Origin of the sequence: Pseudoalteromonas sp. MMG007, assembly GCF_018100985.1 — a bacterium.
Lineage (GTDB): Bacteria > Pseudomonadota > Gammaproteobacteria > Enterobacterales > Alteromonadaceae > Pseudoalteromonas.
The window spans coordinates 65531-86272 of record NZ_JAGJEI010000010.1 but is presented as its reverse complement, the minus strand read 5'-3'; the positions used below and the strand labels follow the sequence as shown (position 1 = coordinate 86272).

Below are 20742 nucleotides of genomic sequence, written 5' to 3'. Positions count from 1 at the left end.
TGTAGCCAAGTTTAACTACTCAAATTAGCTAGTCAGTTAAAAATTCTTTAAATACAGTTTCAAACTTGTGTAATTTAGGCGCAATTAAGATACTACAGTAACCCTGCTGTGGGTTTTCGTTGTAGTAATCTTGATGATAATGCTCTGCGGGGTAATACGTTGTAGCTGGGCTAACCTCTGTCACTATTGGCTTGCTAACATGGTCTTGTAGCTGGGCTATCATATTATTGGTTTGCTTTAACTGTGCGTCGCTATGGTAATAAACAACGCTTCTGTATTGGGTGCCTATATCGTTACCTTGGCGATTTAATTGCGTTGCATCATGCAAGGTAAAAAACATTGCTAAAAGTGTTTCAAAGCTCACTATAGCGCTGTCAAATTCAATCTTAACAACTTCTGCATGCCCGGTAGTACCTGTACAAACTGATTGGTAAGTTGGCGTGTTTGTTTCGCCGCCAGTGTACCCAGAGCTTACGCTTAATACGCCATTTACACGTCTAAATGCAGCATCTATACACCAAAAACAGCCGCCACCAAATGTTGCTACTTGCTTTGCTGAGCTCATAAATTATTCCTAAATGTGTATGGAGTTTAAAGGCGAGCATAAAATGAATGCGCCGTAACAACAAGGTTACGGCGCAATTAAGTGGTTAGATCTCTTCTAAAGGTTTAGCTTGTGCTTGTTTATCAAGTTTTTGTTGTAAAAACTCAGGCGATTGTGTGTTACGTGCTAATGCATAATATGCAGCTGGCACTACGAAAAGCGTTAATAGCGTTGATACTATAACGCCGGTAAATACAACAACACCAATTACCATTCGGCTTTCAGCACCAGGACCTGAGGCAAGTACTAAAGGTACTGAACTCATAACCGTGGTTAGCGAGGTCATAATAATAGGGCGTAAGCGCTGAGTTGCTGCTTGCAAAATAGCTTCGCTAAATTCAACGCCTTTATCACGCAGTTGGTTAGTAAACTCGACTATTAAAATACCGTTTTTAGCGCTTAAGCCTATGAGCATTACAATACCAATTTGGCTGTAAATATTCAGTGTAAGCCCTGTAGACCATAAGCCAAACATCGCACCCATTAAGCCAAGCGGTACAGTTAGCATAATCACAAACGGGTGCATAAAGCTTTCAAATTGCGCAGCAAGTACCAAAAAGGTCACTGTTAGTGCAAGTATAAATACGTAGGTCATCGCGGATGCACCTTCGTAATAAAGCTGGGATTCGCCTTTATAATCTATTGCGCCATCAATATCATTTTCCTGCGCAGCAACTTCATTTAAAAAACTAAGTGCTTCCTCTAATGTGTAGCCTTCAGCTAAATTAGCGCTCAATGTAATAGCACGCATACGGTTATAGCGGTTCAAACGCGATGCAGTTGCTTCTTCTTTTAAACTAATCAGGCTATCTAATGGCACGAGCTCGTCGCTTCGCGATTTCAGATAAATATTTGAGATGTCTGTAGGATTCGTAAAGTCTTCTTTAGTACCCTTTAAGATTACATCGTATTCTTCACCACGGTCAATAAAGGTGGTAACACGACGCTGACCGAGCATCGTTTCAAGGGTTGTGCCTACATCTGATACAGACACGCCTAAATCAGCCGCCTTATTTTTATCAATACTGACTAAAAACTGTGGAAATGTTTCTTTATAATCGTGATCGAGTTTTAGTAATCCAGGGTTTTGTTCTGCACGTTTAATAATACGGTCACGCCAATCAGCAAGTTGGTCGTAGTCATTGCCTTGTAATACAAATTCAATTGGCTGAGATATACCTCTGCCGCCAATACCACGTCGCATAATGGCAAATGCGCGTACATCGGTAACTTCTTGCATTTTACCGCTTATTTCATCCATTACTTCCCAGGTAGAGCGTTTGCGTTTATCCCAATCAGCCATACCAACAATTGCGACACCACCGCTGCTACCAAAACCGGGTACTCGAACAAGTACACGGCTTAGTTCACCTGCTTCAGAATAGGGCATTAAGCGTTCTTCAATTTTTGCCATGTTAGCGGCATTGTTTTCGTAGCTTGCACCCTCTGGACCATTCATAAGTACAAAGAAAGTTCCACGGTCTTCTTTAGGTGTAAGCTCAGAAGGAACTTGTAAAAATAACGAGTAACTTACAAAGCCTGCTAATAATAGGCTTACCATTAAGCCCCATTTACGGGTTATATTGGTAGATAACGATTTGCGATAGCTAGCCTCTATTTTTGTAAACTGACGGTCCACCCATAAGTTAAATTTATTTGGTTTGTCAGATACTTTAAGTACTTTAGAGCAAAGGGCTGGGGCAAGGGTTAACGCGGTCACACTTGAGAAAAACACTGCTGCACTTACCGCCATCGCAAACTCTGTAAATAAAGCACCTATACGGCCATCCATAAATACCAGTGGCACAAACACCGATATAAGTACTAACGTGGTTGCTATAATTGCAAAACCTACTTCACGCGCACCTCTAAATGCAGCCAACAATGGTGGTTCGCCAAGTTCGATACGACGGTGAATGTTTTCAAGCATTACGATGGCGTCATCTACCACTAAACCAATTGCCAATACTAATGCAAGTAGGGTTAGTAGGTTGATTGAATAACCCATCGCAAGTAAAAACATAAAACTACCAACTAGTGCAACAGGTACAGTTACCGCCGGAATAAGTGTTGCTCTTATATTGCCTAAAAACAAAAATATAACCAGTACAACTAGCCCCATAGATATAGCTAGTGTGCTGTAAACTTCACTAATTGATTCTTTAATAAATACAGACGAGTCGTAGCTGTCCTGAATAGTTGTACCTTCGGGTAAATTACGCTTTATTTTTTCAAGCTCGCTGCGCGCATTATCAACTACTGTTAATGTATTTGCTTTGGCTTGTTTTACAATGCCTAAGCCAATCATGTTGCGACCATTACCGCGAAACAAGCTCTCGTCATCTTCAGCTTCTAGTTGTACGTCAGCAACTTCACCTAAACGTACTAAGTAACCTTCTTCACCGCGTTTTATTACAAGATTTTTAAAGTCGCGTTGATCTTTATAACTACGCGCAGTACGCACGGTAAAGTCGCGATCTATCGATTCAATTTCACCTGCTGGAAGTTCAACGTTTTCAGTACGTAGCGTATCTTCAATGTCGCTTGAGGTAATGCCGCGTGCAGCCATAGCTTGGCGATTTAGCCATATTTTCATGGCGTATTTACGTTCACCACCAATACGTACATTTGAAACACCATCAACTACAGCTAAGCGGTCAACAATAAATCGTTGTGCGTAATCAGATAGCTGCAATGAGTCCATTGAGTCACTATTTAATACAAACCATACAATTGGGCTTTCATCACTATTTGACTTAGATACCTCTGGTGGACGTACTTGATCAGGTAAGCTATCTAGTGCGCGCGCAACACGCTCACGTACATCGTTAGATGCAGCATCTATGTCGCGATTAATATCAAATTCAATTGTAATGTTTGAGCTTCCATTACGACTCGATGAATTAATACTTTTTATACCTTCAATGCCTGATATACGGTTTTCAATAATTTGCGTTATTTTAGTTTCTACGATTTCAGCGGAAGCACCTGTGTATTCAGTACTAATGTTTACAATAGGGGTTTCAATATCTGGGTACTCTCGAAGTGGCAGCATAGAAAAAGCAACCAAGCCAAAAGTTAACAGCAGTAAGTTAATTACAATGGCAAAAACGGGGCGTTTAACGCTTGTATCAGTAATCTTCACGTATTACCCCTTTATGCTTACTTTACTACCAGAGCGAATTTTTATTAGCCCTTCAGTAACAATTTGCTCGCCATCCGTTAAGCCTTCGTCGATAGCCACCCAGCCATTGTTTCTACCGGCAACATGTACTTCAACTCGATTAGCTACACCATCAGTAATTTGAAATACAAAATGCTTGTCTTGAAGTGGTATCACGGCCTTTTCTGGTACCATTAATGCTTGATTACTACTCAACTCAAGAGCTGTGTTAAGTAACATACCCGGTCTAAGCAGACCTGATTTGTTTGCAAAGCTTGCTGTAACTTCAACGCTGCGTGTTACAGAATCAATACGCGAGCTAATATGGGTTACTTTTCCCGTAAAAGTTTGATCCGGGTAGGCATCATTTTGAGTAAGTACTTTCATACCTACGTTAAGTTGAGATAAATATTTTTCTGGTACTTTAAAATCAACCTTAATGATGCTGATATCATCAAGAGTGGTAATAATCGTATCGTTATTTACATACGCACCCACTGATATTTCACGTTTACCTAGTAAACCTGAAAAAGGCGCTGTGATTGTCATTTCGTTTAGTTTAGTTTTTGCGCTTTCTAGCTGTGCTTGTGTGGCATCAACACGAGAAAGCTGCTCTTCTAATAATGACTTCGCTGTAGATTGCGTACGTGAGAGTTCTGTGAGACGGTCCAATTGGCGTTTTTCTTCACGCAGGTTTATACCAAGCTCTTTAACTGCAAGTTGTTCTTGTTGGTTTTGTAATTGTACTAATTTTTGACTTTTACTGACTAAGTCACCATCTTTAAAGTATATATCTGTAACATAGTCGTTTTGTGCACTTTTGATATAAATAGCTTGGTTTGCACGAGCACTACCAATAGCTTCTATCATCACTGCGTTTTCTTGAGAGGTAACTGTGTGCGCTGTTACCTGAGTTGACATTTTTGATAAATCGGCCTGTTCACCGTGGCTAGCGGGTAAATATAAGTAAACGCTAAATATTAAAAGTAGAGTAATAATAAATGGAAAGAGAGCTTTGCCTGATTGTCTTGAGTGCATTGATTTCATACCTGAAAATGAATTGTAAGTATTGTACGAAATAAGACCGGGAAAAGACGGTTATGTATCTCATAAATTTGTGCGTTAAGCGTAAAAATAAATAAGATTTATTCACTGTTCCTATTTTGTTTTGAAAAAACGGTAAATCTATGAAATTTAAAACCACTTGTAGTTTTTGTTTAACCACCAGAAAGGTCATTCTTTGGGCCGTTATTATGTTTGTATTTTATATGGTGTTTTATCAATATGGCTAAACCTAATAAAGCAATTAAATATCGTGCTCAGGGCGCCCGATATGCAATAGAAATTCTTATAGTAGGCGCAGTAGGGCTTGCCTTTATTATGCTGTTTAATTTATTGCGGCCGGTCGAAATTAGCATACTTGAAATATTTTTAGTCAGTTTGTGTATAGCAGCTATTTTTGTTGGTTTTTTAAAGACTCAAGAGCCTTATTATAGCCTTGTTTTAAGTGACTCTGAGCTAACATATCACCATAAATATGGTCAGTGGAGTATGTCTTGGGGTAACTTTCATCACAGTGGGATCCCAAAGGTCGAGGATGGAGTTGATTACTTAGAGCTTAATGCTGTTGGCGTTAAAGTAAACGATATAGATGAGTTTTTATCAAACATAGCCCCGCGAATTGCAGGCAAACTATTAATAGAACAGCGCAATTTATTTATGCAAGTTGTTCAAAAGCATTGCAAAAATGGCAATTGCCCGTCAGAATGGTTGATAGAGGATACACATTATATTTCCTTAAAGGGAAAGAGCTATACTGGACTTATAGCTATGTTTGCTAATAGAACTAAGCACCTTCAACTGTTAACAGGTTATGATTTATTATTACCTGCCAGTGTTTTAGATAGAGATATTTGGGCATTTAGTGCTAACTTAAATAAATGGAAGCGCCAGCCAAGTCAGTTTATAGCGTCGCAAATTAATAATTAAATTGCGAGTGTAGGAAAGAAGATGAGCCAAGACAGAGCCTTTTTAAAAAGTGGTCGAAATACCATTATACATAAAGACAAAAAACTTGATTTAGTCGTAGTTAACTCTGAGATACACCCTAAAATCAAAGTTACTCAAAGTGGCCTAGAGCCGTTTAAAGAGGAGCTTCCTAAAAATCGTCGTGATGCAAAAGACCGCTATCTCGAAATGGTTTATGTAGGAAGCCCCGATGTCTTTGGTGAAGAAAAACAGCTGCTTTTTATTCAGGCTTTAGATGGGCGAGAATATAAAGTAGATTACAGTAAAATAGGCACTAAGCTATTTGTGCGTATCCATCAGGATACTTATATGTAGCTATTTAATGGCATCTTTATTGCTTACGATTACACTATAGTAATTATTTGACACAAAAGGTGCTTTGTATGAAAGCGTTTGCTTTAATCCCTCTCATTTCTTGCAGTTTATTGAGTGCGTGTGGAGGCGGTGGTGGTAGCGATGATACCGGTATAGAGTCATCTGTAAATGCCGGTTCTGATTTACAAATTATCGAAAAAACTGAATTTACTGTTACAGCTCAGGGCTCTCCTGCAGACGGTACATTTACGTGGCAACAAGTAAGCGGTCCAAGCTTAGATGGGTTCCCGCTAGATGGCGCCGAGCAAACTCTTACTGCACCCGATGTTAAAGGTGACAGCGATATTATTTTAAGAGTTAGCTATCAAAGCACAGGAAGTAGTGCTGTTAGTGACGAGATTACAATTTCTGTTAGTTCTAATAATCAGTTACCTCTTGTGGTAGTTACACAAACCTTGCCTGAAACACTTCCCTCCGTTTACAAAGATACAATCACTCTTAGTGCGCTTGAATCCACCGATCCTGATGACAATGGCCAAATAGATACTTATTTATGGGAACAGTTAACAGGTCCAGATCTTGATATAACAAGTTTTGATGAATCAACGCTCAGCTTTTCTCATCCGTTACTTGAAAGTAATACAAATTTATCTTGGAAATTAACAATTACCGACGATGAAGGTGGGCAAGCAAGTACGCAATACGATATGACACTCAACAAAACAAATGAGCTGGTGGATGCCAATGCTGGGGATGATCAAACTGTGGAAGAGTTTGAGTTAGTTACCTTAGATGCAACTAGCAGTGAAACAGTGACAGATACGTATGCGTGTAGCTGGCAACAACTTACCGGTAATGCCGAAACGCTTAGTAGCACCAGCCAATGCACAACCACATTTACTGCATCTGATGTAGATACAGATACGACATTAAGCTTTGAAGTGACAGTAACAGATTCAAAAGGGCGTACCGATACTGACTCTTTATTTGTTGATGTAACACCTAAAGCGCTAGGACTTATAAACGATAGCGGCGTAGGTGAGTGTTATAACAATACCCAACGAATAAACTGCGCCAGTGACGACTTCCCAGAGCAAGATGCTGAGCTCGGTCGCGATAGTTACGCTAATAGGCTGGATAAAGTTGGAAAAGGTAATTTGGCATTTGATTATACTAAGCTGAATAAGTTTGCCGATGAAGTCGCTGATGACAGCAGTGACTTTTCCTGTGTTCGCGATAATGTGACCGGTCTAGTGTGGGAAGTAAAAAGTGCGCCTTCAGGTGTTGTGCCAGACACCTCATTGCGAGATGGGCAAAATCATTACTTTTGGGATATAGGAGAAACTACTTTTACAGATACAAGTACGGCCAATAGCACGTGTCCTAACGATACAAGTTGTGGTGTTCAAAGTTATATAAACGAAGTGAATGCGTTAGATTTTTGTGGTGGTACTAATTGGCGCTTACCAACGTACACTGAGCTTTTAGGTTTAATTGACTATGGCAAGCAAGGACAAAGGGTACTGATAGACGAATCGTTATTTCCTTACATTCCTCAAGCGGGAGAGATAGAAGATGTAGATTTACCTTATTGGACATCGCAAACAGCTGCTGATGGGACAAGTCTATCGCAAGCTTATATTATAGATATGAGTAGCGGGAATGACCTTGCTTACCCTAAAGAAAACACCGCTTATGTACGCTTAGTTAGAAGTCGTTAGGAGAAAATGATGAAATTAAAATTACTCTATGTACTCGCTGCTACCGCGCTTAGCTTTAATGTTGTAGCTGAGCAAACATGCTACGCAGGTGCAGACACAACCACCGCAACAGATAGGTTCACTATAAATACAGACGGTACAGTTTCTGACAGTGAAACAGGCTTAATGTGGCAACGATGTAGTTACTCGCAAACTTATAACGCAGAGAATGAACTTTGCGAAGGGTCGACACCTTCAATTACTTGGCAAGAGGCACTTCGTGGTGCAAAAAATGATACAACTGCTGATTACGATGATTGGCAAGTGCCTAATATTAAAGAGTTGGCCAGTATTTTAGAACACAGCTGTACAGAGCCCAGTATTAATGAAGAAGTCTTTTTAGGCACTGAGTTACAAAACTATTGGTCTAATACATCAGGTGTAAGCACAATGAGCTCAGCGTGGGTATATCAGTTTGATAGCGGGTTAAATAGTTTACATGCTAAAACAAGCAATGTGTATTTACGCTTAGTTCGTTACGAAAAATAATATAAAGCACAATTTAAATGATGCAGTATTTGCTGCTACTGTAATAAAAAGCACAGCTTTAACGCTGTGCTTTTTTGTTTTACATAAATTTACGTTATTTCACCAATAAAGTGCTTATAAGATTGTTACTTAGCGTGTTTTTTTGCCATTATAGGCCGTGATTTAATTACGAAGGAACATCACGGTGTATTTAAGCTATTTTGGCCTTAGCGAAAAACCTTTTTCGATCTCGCCTAACCCTCATTACTTATTTTTAAGTGAACGCCACAAAGAAGCATTAGCACACCTAACCTATGGATTGGGTGAAGATGGCGGCTTTGTATTATTAACGGGCGAAGTAGGCACAGGTAAAACTACAATTACGCGCAGTATGTTAGAGCAGCTGCCAGAAAATACGCAGGTAGCAATGATCCATAACCCTGCGTTATCAGAGCTTGAACTTTTAGCGAGTATTTGTGATGAGCTAAAAATTAGTTACGACTCGCAAAATGCCACACTAAAAAGCCTAACCGATATTATTAAACGCCATTTAGAAATGAATAATAAATCGGGTGGCCACACCATACTTATTATTGATGAAGCCCAATTATTAGCACCTGATGTACTAGAGCAGCTGCGGTTATTAACTAACATCGAAACTGATCATAAAAAGTTACTGCAAATAGTGCTCGTAGGCCAACCTGAGTTGCAAGAGCTATTAAAACGAAATGAATTAAGGCAACTAGCTCAGCGTATTACTGCTCGATATCACTTATTACCGTTAACGCCAGGGCAAACTGTGGCCTATATTAAGCACCGTTTACATATTGCAGGCTGTGATAAAGGAATATTTTCAATGGATGCCATGCAAACAGTCCATCAGTTAACTGGCGGAGTGCCTCGCTTGATGAACTTAGTATGTGAGCGGGCATTAGTAGGAGCTTTTGCAAAGCAAAAGCTAATAGTTGATAGCGATATAATAAAAAAATCAGCGCAAGAATCATTACCTATGGATTTTATAGCAACTGATGATAACGCTTCAAAACCAAGTGGATACACCTCTTACGGCTTTGCCTTTGTTGCATTGTTTGCAGCAGGTGTTGGCCTTTCATTTATTATATAGTTAGGTGATTAATGTCTTATTTATTAGATGCATTAAAGCAATCACAGCAAGCAGATATGAGCGCTGAGCAGTACGACATGCAATCAGAGCAATTAAAACAACAAAAAGCACTCAAGCGCTATCGTAAAATAGCTTGGGTACTAGGTAGTAGTATTGTTGCTTTTATAGCTGTCGCTGGTGGGTTTGCCACTGGTAAGTGGCTACAAAGTAGCACTTTGCTTGAAAAGCCGGTACTTAGCGAAGCTATGAAAACGAAAGCGGATATTAAAGCGCCTGTAAAAGTAAGCGAAGAAGAGCAAACCGCATCTTTGAACTCAGTAAATAAATCGGCACCTTCGGAGTCTACTAAAACTTCAGACGGCACTAATAAGGCGTCTATTGAAGGTCAGCTTGTATATGTACAAACACAAACTGGTGTGCAAAAAATGTTGCTGACCCCACAAGGGCAGTATATTCCAATGATTGACAGCCCAGTACAAACTCAGCAAGGTTATAATGTTCAAATGCCTTTAAATGCAAATGGATATAGTCAAAATACGTTTAATCAGCCTGTGCAGAACTACAACCCCAATGCGTATAATGCACAAGGGCAAAGCTCATCGTTTATGCAGGCCCAAGCGCCCAATACAAGCTCTGCAGGGCTCGATATGAGCAAATACAAAGTGCTGGGTAAACCTGTTAATAGTAATGTAGGGCAAAATACATCAACGGCTCAAAGCGATCCTGAGTTAGATGCAGTGCCTACTAAATTAAAAGACGCGTTTGCACAAGCAATAAAAGATTCTGAACAGGAGCAAGACTACGAAGTAACTCAGGGCTCACGTACATCTTCTCGCGTTGACCCTATAGAGCTGTTACCTGATGGTCTGCAAGCGATGCTGCCAAGTATAAAATATCAAGCACACATTTATTCATCAAGCGCAGATAAGCGCTGGATAAAATTAAATGGACGAGAGCTTTATGAAGGTGAAAGTATTGGTGCTCTAACAGTTATAGAGATCACGCCTGAGCAAAGTGTCCTTGATTTTGACGGGTATGAATTTAGTTTAAAAGCACTTCAAGATTGGCCTCAATAATGTGAGGTTTGTAAATATAAAGCCGCATAATGCGGCTTTATATTTGATTAGTAAAAATTAAGACCTTTAAGGTAAAATAGAATTTTTATAAAAACGTTCTAAATCAATATTATATTCTTTTGGTTTTATGGCCGACTCCAAGGTGTCAGACGTTTTTTTATTCGATAAATCTATATCTTGTACTTCGGTGTAACGGCCGTGTTTAGCACTATAAAATGTTTTAACAATCGGTTTTAACGGTGTTTCGGGATTACTTTCGGTTACTAAGCCCACTTTTTGGCTCGATAACCGAACAAGTGTGCCTACCGGGTGAACGCCAATACATTGGATAAACTTAGTTAATAGCTCAGCATCAAAGCTATCAGGGCATCCGTCTTTAAGTATTTTAAAAGCTTTAATTGGCTCCATCCCCGATTTGTAGACTCGCTCTGCGGTTAGTGCATCATATACGTCAACAATAGAAGCCATGCGAACGTATAAGCTGATTTCGTCGCCTTTCTTGCCAAACGGGTAACCTTTGCCATCTAATCGCTCGTGATGCATACCTGCTATATCTACAGCAATACCTGTTAGCCCAGCCTCTTCTAGTATTTGCTTAGAATGGAGCGCATGCAACTTCATCACTTCAAATTCAGCTTCTGTTAAACGTCCAGGCTTATTGAGCACTTCATCAGGAGTTTTTATCTTTCCAATATCGTGCAATAGTGCACCAGTGGTTAGTTCAACGATAATATCTTTGTCTATACCTAAGTGTTTCGCAAAAATACCCATTAAAATAGACACGTTTATTGAATGTTCGAGTAGGTAGGCATCTTTTTGGCGCATCTGTGTTAAGCATGCAAGAGAGTCTTGGTTTCTGAAAACAGAATCCATAAAGCCACTAGCGAGCTCCCTAAATGGCGCTATATCTATATCGCGACCCGCTTTTATCTCTTTAAATGCTTTTAACTGTAAAGTTTTAGCTTCATCGTAAAGCTTTTTGGCTTTTCCCATCTCTTGTTCACTGCTGTGGGTTTTTTGCCAAGGATTACGTTTTTTTGCTACAGAAGGGGGAGCTGATGATTCCTTTTCAGGTACTGATTCAACAAGGGTCTTATCCGGATCTATTTCGACTTCTAAAATACCGGCTTTTTTAAGTTTATCAATACCGACCTGAGTTTTAACCCAGCCTTGGTTTTTGATTTTTATCCGTCCAGTTTGCTTAGTAACGCTTTGTACAAACATACCTGGGAGCAGCTTTGAAATGGGGATAATTTTCAATTTTAAGACTTCTGTTGTTAACCTTTAAATAAATTAGCAAATATATACGTCACTGACTAATAAAAAAGGCACTTTACAGTGCCTTTATTTTATTACTTACTGAAAAAGTATGTGTTAATTATTCATCATCTTCAACAAGCGTCATAAGTGAAGTATTACCACCAGAAGCAGTTGTATCAACACTAATGGTCTTTTCAGTAATCAAGCGTTTAATTAATGTATCGTAATACTCAGAACTGATTACCGGCAAAATAGCACCTTTACGCTGTGCAAGTTGTTGGCTGAAGTAGCCTAAACGAGACGAGCGAGCTGCAACTACGGCACCTGCTAAATGAGGATGCGCCAAAATAGCTTGTAACTGGTTAGGTTTAGCTACTTGGAATACGCCTTCAGCAACACCTGTAGAGATAAACTTATCTTTAAAGGCAACTGCTTCATCATAAAACAGTTCAGACGCTACAGTAATTACTGTATTACCGGCTGCAATAGCTGTAATTATTGAAAGAGCCCAAAAGTTAAATGAAGTACTCTTATCGGCGTAGCATACTACACAACCACGTGCTTCTAGGTGAAGGGTATTTGATTCACCTGTTGGCCCCGGAAGGGTAGTAAATTTACGCATGTGTTTTTCAAGGCGATTCAGCTGAGCGCGCGCTTCTGATAGAGTTAATGCTAAATCATCAGCTAAATCATCAATAATTTCTACTGTTGCGACTTTAGCTAACAGCTGACGCACAGCCGAAACTCTGTCATTTAATGGTGTTGCACGCCAAATTTTTTCATCGCGCATTGAATTAGCCATTAGCTTTTTAACTTGCTCATTTGCACCACTGTAATGGTGTAAATCAAGCTCGTCTGGCGTCAGGTTAGTCATTTGCACGTTATCTGGCGATGCTTTTTCTTTCACTAAACGTTGAAGGTAGTTAGGACCACCTGCTTTAGGACCCGTACCTGATAAACCACGGCCACCAAATGGTTGCACACCAACAATAGCGCCAATCATGTTACGGTTTACGTACACATTACCTGCGCGTGACATTTTGGCTAGGTACTCACAGCGCTCTTCAATGCGTGAATGTACACCCATTGTTAAGCCGTAACCTGTGTTATTTATTTGGTCAATTACGTTATCAATATCGTTTGATTTAAAACGTACAATATGAACACATGGTCCAAATACTTCACGCTTAAGTACTGATAAATCTTCAATCTCGTATAAACGAGGCGCGAAGAAGTAAGCACCATTTTGCGTGTTATCCGAAATTTTACACTCGTAATGAAGTATAGAATTACCTTTTAAGTACTCAACGTGGTCGTTTAAGTTTTTAAGCGCTTTTTCGTCAATTACTGGGCCAACATCAGTTGAAAGTAATGAAGGATCGCCAATGTGTAACTCAGCTAATGCGCCTTTAAGCATTTCAATAATGCCATCAGCTACGTCATCTTGAATAAACAGCACACGAAGAGCAGAACAACGTTGTCCAGCACTTTGGAAACCCGAACTAATTACATCATCAACAACTTGCTCAGGGAGCGCTGTTGAGTCAACAATCATACAGTTTTGGCCACCTGTTTCTGCAATTAACGGTACTTGAATATCGTTACGTGCAGCAAGTGTTTGAGAAATAAGTGTGCCTGTTTCTGTAGAGCCGGTAAACATAACAGCTTGAATACGCTCATCAGGAACAATTGTTTTACCCACTTCTGAACCACGTGCGATAACAGGTTGCACAACATGCTCAGGCAAGCCAACAGATAACATTAGCTCTATAGCGCGAAGCGCAATTAAGCTTGTTTGCTCAGCTGGTTTTGCAATGACAGTGTTACCAGTAACAATCGCAGCAGCCACTTGGCCTAAGAAAATCGCTAGAGGGAAGTTCCACGGGCTAATACATAAAATAACGCCACGGGCTTCAAAACGCTCATCTTGAGAAAGCTCTTCAGCGCGGGCTGCGTAGTAACGACAAAAATCAACGGCTTCACGTACTTCATCAATACCGTCTTGCGCAATTTTACCCGCTTCTTTAATACAAATAGCCACTAGCTCATCGTGATGACGCTCTAAAATATCAGCAACACGGCGTAATAGGTTAGCACGCTCTTTTACTGATGTTTGCGACCATGACTCAAATGCAGCTTCTGCATTTGCCAGTATATCTTTCATTTCATCGCCAGACTGTAACTTAACGTGGCCAATGATTTCTTGATGATTTGCAGGGTTTTTAACTGCAAGTGAGCCTTCAGGTACTTGGCTTTGCTCAATTAGATGTTCATTGAACCAGCTTTCAAGATTTTCTTTGAATGGAGTAATAACGTTTATATCCGTTAAATCCATACCTTTAGAGTTAGCACGCTCTTCGCCGTATAAGTCAATTGGCATTTTAATTTGCGTATTGTACTTATTTCGTAGGCCTTGTAGCGTCTCAACAGGGTCAGGTAATAAAGATTCAACCGGTTTCGTTGTGTCTACTATCGCATTCACAAATGACGAGTTAGCGCCATTTTCTAATAAACGACGAACAAGATACGCAAGTAAGTCTTCGTGCTGACCTACGGGGGCATATACGCGACACTGAATTTTTTCTTCATTTACGATTTGGTCAAATAGAGATTCACCCATACCGTGCAGGCGCTGAAATTCAAAGCCTGTGTTATCGCCTTTAGCTACTTCTAAAATAGTCGCCGCAGTGTAAGCATTGTGAGTAGCAAATTGTGGGTATAATACATCGCGTGCTTCAAGCATTCTAATCGCACACGCTTTGTAAGAAACATCGGTTGTTGCTTTACGCGTAAATACTGGGTAGTGGTCCAAACCATCTTGTTGAGTGGTTTTGATTTCTGTATCCCAATAAGCGCCTTTTACTAGGCGAACCATCATCTTACGCCCTACACGGGTAGCAAGTTCGGTAACCCACTCAATGACGAAAATAGCACGCTTTTGATAAGCTTGAACCGCTAAGCCAAAACCTTGCCAGTTACCTAATTCTTCATCGCTAAATACGGCTTCAATAACATCTAAAGAAATATCTAAACGGTCTGCTTCCTCAGCATCTACTGTAAAACCGATATCGTACTTTTTAGCTGCCAGCGCAAGTTCTTTAAGTTTAGGTACAATTTCTGCCATTACACGTTCTTTATGAGTGAACTCATAACGAGGATGAATAGCAGATAGTTTAACTGAAATGCCTGGACTTTTTATTGGACCACGGCCATTTGCTGCTTTACCAATAGAATGTATGGCGTTCATGTAGCTGTCGAAGTAACGCTTAGCATCTTTCATAGTGCGCGCACCTTCGCCTAGCATATCGTAAGAATATACATAGCCTTTTTGCTCTGTCTCGGCAGCACGTTCAATGGCTTCGTCAATGGTACGGCCCATTACGAATTGCTTACCCATAATTTTCATAGCAAAGTTTACAGATTTACGAATAACAGGCTCGCCTAAGCGACCAATGGTCTTTTTAAGCATGCCAAACTGTTGTTCTTTCGTTTTGTCTGTGTAGTTAACCATTTTACCGGTAACTAATAATCCCCAAGAAGATGCGTTTACAAATAATGAATCGCTGCTTCCTAAGTGAGAGCTCCAATCGCCTTTAGCTAGCTTGTCGCGAATAAGCACATCTTGAGTTGCTTTATCTGGTACGCGAAGCAATGCTTCGGCCAAACACATTAGTACAACGCCTTCTTCACTTGAAAGTGAAAATTCGTTTAAAAGTGCATCAACACCGCTTTGACCATCTTGGTCTTTACGTATGTTTAAAACAATCTGACGGGCCCTTTCCCACGCACGGCTTCGTGCTTTTACGCCAACCTCAGCAAGCGGTAAAATATGATCAATAACCGCATTTTCATCGATGCGGTAAAAGTCACGGATTCTTTGTCTAATAGGACAAGTCGTTGTTAAATCGCCGTTGAATAACATAAGCAACCCTCAGGAGTGTTAAGATTTAAAGTAAAGTTAATTACCAATAAATTACCAGTGATATTGTGAGTGCATTCTAAATAAAATTCAGCAGAATATGCTGGTTAAATTTCACGATTTACGATAATTTACAGGGTATAAATTTAACTTATCCGCATAAAATTCTGTTATGAGCATTCCAAATAGATTACGCATGCTTGATCGTATCGATTTAGCAATATTAGACGTTCTTCAAAAGAACGGCAGAATTTCTAATGTTAACCTCGCAAAACAGGTTAATTTAAGTGCCAGCCCATGCCTTGATCGTGTAAAGCGTTTAGAGCAAGAAGGCTATATTGAAGGCTACTATGCTAAGCTTAGCGAAGCGAAGCTTAATCAGAGCTTAGTGGCCCATGTTCAAGTATCACTTGTTGCTTCAAATACTCCTGTATTTAAAGTATTCAGAGAACATATATTAAAGATAGAGCAAGTCGTCGAGTGTGACATGGTTGCTGGGGGCTATGACTACCTTTTAAAAATTCGTGTGTCGAACATGGAAGAGTACAGGCAAGTACTAGGTGACTTAGTTGATATACCAGGAGTAGGGACTCATCACACATATATGGTTATCGAAAAGATCAAAAAAGATAAAGGCTTAATAATAGACTTATAAGCCTCATAAATAAAAAACCGCTAAATGCGGTTTTTTATTATCAGCATTTTAAGCTAAATATCGTTTTGATTTATGGTTACTACGCGTTGTGGGAACGGTATTTCAATATCAGCGTTATTAATAGCTTTATAAACCCCGCCGTTAATAGCGAGCTTTGTTTCTATTATTTTTGTGGTAGGCACCCAGTAGCGGTAGCTAATAGTGACGCCGCTATCGGCAAAGCGCTCTATACCTATTTGAGAATGAGGGTTTTTAGCTACTAATTCATGTGCCTTAAGTACGTCTTCAATAAGGCCAATTGCAGTATCAGCACATGCACTATAGGCAATATCTATCTCACCTTTAACTAACGAATAACTAAATGAGTTATGAATTATCTCGCCCATTATATGTTTATTAGGAATAGTGATTTCTACTTTTTCTTCATCTATTAAAATGGTGTAACCAAGCTCTATGGTTTTAACTTGGCCACTTACATTTTTAACTTCAATGGTATCGCCAACCACAAAAGGGCGTGTGGCTATAATGGCAAGACCAGCACCATAGTTTGATAGCATGCCTTGCAAAGCTAAACCTGCGCCTAAAGAGGCCGCACCTATTGCAGCTACAAACGGGGTAACACTTATCCCTATTTTGCCAAGCGCTATAATAACGACCATTACTATAAGTAAAACTTTAACAAGATTGCTTACGAAGTTAGTTAACGTGACGTCAATATTATGGCGAGTCATTAAACTCGCAACCACATTAGCTATTTTTTTTGCTATCCAAAGGCCTAATAATAATATAAAAATAGCGCCTACAATTTGCATACTGTAGGTAACTAAATACTCGGTGAGCATGGTGTAGTATTTTTCAAATTGTTCTATTTCAGAACTGATCATAATAGGCTCTTTAAATATAGGTAATGCGATTTTTGCTAACTATAGCAAAGTGTTGACTAAAAAAGGATACAGTAGAGGGACTATAATCGCTGTTAGTAAGGCGCTTAACGCCATAGCAACAGACGAAAATGCGCCTGTCTTTGGGTGTTCAGCAAGTGCGGCTGCGGTTCCAATTGCATGACAGGCGGTACCCATTGCAACACCTTGTGCTTCGTGATTATAAATTGTAGCCAGTTTAAATAGCATAAAACCAAACAAGCCTCCAAGTAAGCCTATAAAAATAACTAGGACGGCGGCGAGTGAACTTATTCCTCCTAAGGAGTCCGTCACGATTAAAGAGATGGGCGTTGTAACACTTAAAGCTGCAACCGATGCACTCAAGTGGGTAGGTGCGTCGAATAATATACTCAGAACAAATGCAACCACCGTGGCGTTAACAATCCCTAAACTGCAGGTACTCACTATGAGTAGTAAATTTTTTCGTACATGAACAAATTGTTGATAGAGAGGCAGTGCTAAGGCAACGATTGCAGGCTCTAACAACCAGCTAAGTAGTTGACTGTGAGAAGCAAATTGAGAGTAGGGTAGATTTAAATTAACGAGCAGCAAAGCAATAATAGCAATACTTAAAAATACTGGGTTAGTAAGTGATTTTAAAACACCATTTTGTACTTTCTTGTTAAAGGCTCTAAGCACTAAGAACAAGACAACAATAAAGGGGATGCTCAACCACCATAAATCAGGGGTTAGTTCAGTCATTATTTTCTTTGCCTTTAAAGTAAGCCATAACCGCACTTACCAGCAGTAAAGTAGTAGCAGGGACAAGTAATACAACAGAGGCTAAAAAAGGCCAGTTTGATTTTATAAGGCCTATATGCTCAATAAAGCCGACGCCAGCCGGAATGAAAAATATTGGCATAATATTCAATATGGGTGATGCGCAAGGTTTTACATGATGCTCTTTTAAAGCGCCAGAGAGTAATAAAATAAGTAAAAAAACCATTGCAAGAAGTGGCGCAGGAAAGCTGCCACCAATAAAATGTATAACTAATTTTGCTAATGCTAAACACAGTAAAATAATAGCGCTGCTGAGTAAGTACTTCATTTAAGTAACTTAAAATAAAATGAGGATATAACTTTAACAAATTTTTGTATGCGGTGCATAGAGCATTAGTATTACCAAGGCTTGGCATTATTGTAGGTTATATCCGCTTTACCCTTAGCTTTAGCTATTGCTTTTTTAGTGTTGGGGCTTAGCAGTAATCGCACTTGGCTAAATGTTTCTTTAGCTAATATTTTACGTTGATTAAGCTTATAGCTTTGCTGTGTTATACGTTTAATTGCAGCTAATGTATCTGGCGAGCGCTCAAGTAATGTGTTTAACATATTGTGTGTTGTTGCGTGTGTATCGTCGGTGAGTTGAGTAACTAACCCTAATTGTTTCGCTTGTTGAGCACTAATAGGGTTTGCATGACTTGCAAGCCATTGCGCCTGATCGCGTTTTACAAGCCCGCTTAGTACTACATTTGCGCCCATATCAGGGCAAAGTCCCCAACGAGCTTCCATAATTGCCAGTTTTGCATTGTAATTAACAATTCTGTAGTCGGCTCCTAAGGCTATTTGTAATCCCCCTCCTAAGCAGTTGCCATCAATTTGAGCAATAACCGGAATACTTAACGATTGCCAGCCAAGGGTGACCTTTTGCGCTAAATTTTGATTACCCGGCAGCCACTTAAATAGTAGTTTTACAATGTTAAAGGGGGATGCCATAACAGCAGCTACATCAAGCCCTGCACAAAAGTGGTCACCTTCGCCTTTAATAACTACAGCTCTAATGCTGCGATCTTGTTTGATGTTATTGATTATTTTTTTTAACTGTACAAACATCTCAAAGCTTAGAGCATTTTGTTTATCTGCTCTGCAAAGTGTGACAGTCGCAATATTATTTTGCTTTTCTAATTTTATCATCGTGTACTCCTCTGACCTCTTTTGAGCTTAAGTTGTTATAAACGCTAAGTACATATTTATAAAAATTAAATTGAATTATTTAGTAATCTTTTAGTCATAATGAGCTGATTTAGCATGTATTAATTTTTTACCGAGACCAGAGTTAATAGGTTACTGTTAACAATAAATATAGTTAACGTTTTTATTCAAAGGCTTAGCAGATTCACCAAGTGGTGAAGTTGTTAGATGCTGAATTAAGTATGACTCGGTAACAAAAAAAACTGTTTTTTAAGCGTATTTTTCTCAAACTTGTTTCTAGTTTTGATATTATGACACCACTTTAAAGCTTAAGGTTAAGCACTATGTCGGGTCCACGTTTATATACAGAAGAAGAAGCTACTCACCAAGCCTATGATATTTTTTTAGAGTTGGCGCCAAATAACCTTAGCGATAAAGACGTTGAGGACTTTAACGAATACCGAGAAGAGCTTGGTTTCATTGAAGAAGGTGAACCTGACGAACAATGGCAAGACTTTGTAGCACTTGAAATAGAGCCTGAACACTTTATTCAAGTATTAGTGGGTTTAGAGTTTGAAGCCGACGATGTGCTATTTGCAAAAATTTTAATCAGCCGTGATAAAGATGCACCGTTTTGTCATATTTTATGGAAAGAAACAATGTAAGCATTACGCTTACTTGTTCTAATTGTGTATCAGAGAGAGTTCTGTGCGTAAGTATTTACTTTTAATTCTTTTGATGATTAGTAGCTCAAGTTGGGCGGTTGATCCATTTGAGGATTTTAATGAATATGGCAAGCTTTCAGATGAAGAAATTCATGAGTTACACAAAGGTGAAATGTTTTATGGTGATACCGAATTTGGCTTAATTTTGAGCAAAGGTAATATCAACTCTACAAGCTTTAAATTCAAAGGTAATTTATACCAAGACTTTAAGAAGTGGCGAAATCAATTCAAAATAGATTCCCTTTACAAACGCGATGATAATGACGAAACGGGCGAGACAGATGTTACTGCAAACCGTATATTTGTATCAGCTCAAGGTAATTACAAAGTAGGCGTAAAAAACTCTTCACTTTTTATTTATGGCGATTACGAAGAAGATGAATTTAGTGGCCTTGATTTTAAAAGCACGCTAGCGACCGGGTACGGTGCTCGAGTATATCAAGGGGTTAAAAACAAAGTTGATATTGATATTGGTCCTGGCTTGTATCGCTCAGTTGCTGATGATGAGTCGCAAGTGAGCGAAGATGAAAAAAATAAGACCGGTTATCTGGTGCGGGTAGCAATGCAATGGGAAAGGTTAGTTTCCAAACGTACTCGTTTTAACCAATACTTGAGTATTGAACAATCACTTTCTGGGTTAAACTCACGTTTAAAATCAGAAACCTCACTGATTAGCCAAGTGATTGGTGCCGTATCACTTAAATTTGCCTATATGTATCGTTATAATTCAAAACCAGAAGACGATAACCTCAAGCACGATACTGAGTTGAGCGCTACCTTAGTATACAGCTTTTAAT

General features: G+C 39.4%; 18 protein-coding genes. 9 read left to right on the top strand and 9 right to left on the bottom strand.

The window, feature by feature from the left end:
* Positions 1-28: 28 nt before the first annotated feature.
* The 3 genes from msrA to J8L71_RS12695 all read right to left on the bottom strand — a co-directional run bounded on the left by msrA (position 29) and on the right by J8L71_RS12695 (position 4805).
* Complete coding sequence (gene msrA / locus J8L71_RS12705) at positions 29-565, bottom strand: peptide-methionine (S)-S-oxide reductase MsrA (RefSeq protein ID WP_211000859.1); 537 nt, start codon at positions 563-565, stop codon at positions 29-31.
* A gap of 85 nt (positions 566-650) precedes the next feature.
* A complete protein-coding gene (locus J8L71_RS12700) occupies positions 651-3749 on the bottom strand; it encodes an efflux RND transporter permease subunit (protein WP_211000858.1) in 3099 nt (1032 codons plus the stop codon).
* A gap of 3 nt (positions 3750-3752) precedes the next feature.
* Entirely contained in the window at positions 3753-4805 is a 1053-nt protein-coding gene (locus tag J8L71_RS12695; protein ID WP_211000857.1) for an efflux RND transporter periplasmic adaptor subunit, read from the bottom strand.
* 246 nt (positions 4806-5051) lie between these two features.
* Between J8L71_RS12695 and J8L71_RS12690 the strand changes: the two genes are divergently transcribed.
* The 6 genes from J8L71_RS12690 (at position 5052) to J8L71_RS12665 (ending at position 10537) form a co-directional block, all read left to right on the top strand.
* Positions 5052-5756, top strand: a complete 705-nt coding sequence (locus tag J8L71_RS12690; RefSeq protein ID WP_211000856.1) for a DUF2982 domain-containing protein — start codon at positions 5052-5054, stop codon at positions 5754-5756.
* Between the two features lie 21 nt (positions 5757-5777).
* Entirely contained in the window at positions 5778-6110 is a 333-nt protein-coding gene (locus J8L71_RS12685) for a hypothetical protein (protein ID WP_211000855.1), read from the top strand.
* 68 nt (positions 6111-6178) lie between these two features.
* Positions 6179-7831, top strand: a complete 1653-nt coding sequence (locus J8L71_RS12680; RefSeq protein ID WP_211000854.1) for a DUF1566 domain-containing protein — start codon at positions 6179-6181, stop codon at positions 7829-7831.
* A 9-nt stretch (positions 7832-7840) separates the two neighbouring features.
* Positions 7841-8359 (top strand): DUF1566 domain-containing protein, encoded by a 519-nt coding sequence (locus J8L71_RS12675; protein ID WP_211000909.1) that lies wholly within the window; start codon positions 7841-7843, stop codon positions 8357-8359.
* A gap of 184 nt (positions 8360-8543) precedes the next feature.
* Positions 8544-9461, top strand: a complete 918-nt coding sequence (locus tag J8L71_RS12670) for an AAA family ATPase (protein ID WP_211000853.1) — start codon at positions 8544-8546, stop codon at positions 9459-9461.
* Positions 9462-9472: 11 nt separating this feature from the next.
* A complete protein-coding gene (locus J8L71_RS12665) occupies positions 9473-10537 on the top strand; it encodes a general secretion pathway protein GspB (protein ID WP_211000852.1) in 1065 nt (354 codons plus the stop codon).
* A 66-nt stretch (positions 10538-10603) separates the two neighbouring features.
* Here the strand turns inward: J8L71_RS12665 and J8L71_RS12660 are convergent, their stop codons facing one another.
* Both J8L71_RS12660 and putA read right to left on the bottom strand, forming a co-directional pair.
* A complete protein-coding gene (locus J8L71_RS12660) occupies positions 10604-11797 on the bottom strand; it encodes an HD-GYP domain-containing protein (protein ID WP_211000851.1) in 1194 nt (397 codons plus the stop codon).
* A 118-nt stretch (positions 11798-11915) separates the two neighbouring features.
* The gene (gene putA, locus J8L71_RS12655; protein ID WP_211000850.1) at positions 11916-15719 is read right to left on the bottom strand and encodes a bifunctional proline dehydrogenase/L-glutamate gamma-semialdehyde dehydrogenase PutA; all 3804 of its coding nucleotides are present in this window, start codon (positions 15717-15719) and stop codon (positions 11916-11918) included.
* Between the two features lie 169 nt (positions 15720-15888).
* Here putA and J8L71_RS12650 point away from each other — a divergent pair, with 169 nt between their 5' ends.
* On the top strand, positions 15889-16371 hold the full coding sequence (locus tag J8L71_RS12650) for a winged helix-turn-helix transcriptional regulator (protein WP_211000849.1): 483 nt from the start codon (positions 15889-15891) through the stop codon (positions 16369-16371).
* Positions 16372-16424: 53 nt separating this feature from the next.
* Here the strand turns inward: J8L71_RS12650 and J8L71_RS12645 are convergent, their stop codons facing one another.
* From J8L71_RS12645 to J8L71_RS12630, 4 genes are all read right to left on the bottom strand, one after another.
* Positions 16425-17255: a mechanosensitive ion channel family protein gene (locus J8L71_RS12645; RefSeq protein WP_211000848.1), complete on the bottom strand. Its 831-nt coding sequence runs from the start codon at positions 17253-17255 to the stop codon at positions 16425-16427.
* A gap of 39 nt (positions 17256-17294) precedes the next feature.
* The gene (locus tag J8L71_RS12640) at positions 17295-18014 is read right to left on the bottom strand and encodes an LrgB family protein (protein WP_211000847.1); all 720 of its coding nucleotides are present in this window, start codon (positions 18012-18014) and stop codon (positions 17295-17297) included.
* Positions 18007-18360, bottom strand: coding sequence for a CidA/LrgA family protein (locus J8L71_RS12635; protein ID WP_211000846.1), 354 nt, complete (start codon positions 18358-18360; stop codon positions 18007-18009). The genes J8L71_RS12640 and J8L71_RS12635 overlap by 8 nt, the downstream gene beginning before the upstream one ends.
* A 71-nt stretch (positions 18361-18431) precedes the next feature.
* Positions 18432-19223: a crotonase/enoyl-CoA hydratase family protein gene (locus tag J8L71_RS12630; RefSeq protein ID WP_211000845.1), complete on the bottom strand. Its 792-nt coding sequence runs from the start codon at positions 19221-19223 to the stop codon at positions 18432-18434.
* Between the two features lie 341 nt (positions 19224-19564).
* On the opposite strand from J8L71_RS12630, the gene J8L71_RS12625 reads away from it, so the two are divergent.
* Both J8L71_RS12625 and J8L71_RS12620 read left to right on the top strand, forming a co-directional pair.
* Positions 19565-19885, top strand: coding sequence for an HI1450 family dsDNA-mimic protein (locus J8L71_RS12625; RefSeq protein ID WP_211000844.1), 321 nt, complete (start codon positions 19565-19567; stop codon positions 19883-19885).
* 43 nt (positions 19886-19928) lie between these two features.
* Positions 19929-20741, top strand: a complete 813-nt coding sequence (locus tag J8L71_RS12620) for a DUF481 domain-containing protein (protein ID WP_211000843.1) — start codon at positions 19929-19931, stop codon at positions 20739-20741.
* Position 20742 lies beyond the last annotated feature (1 nt).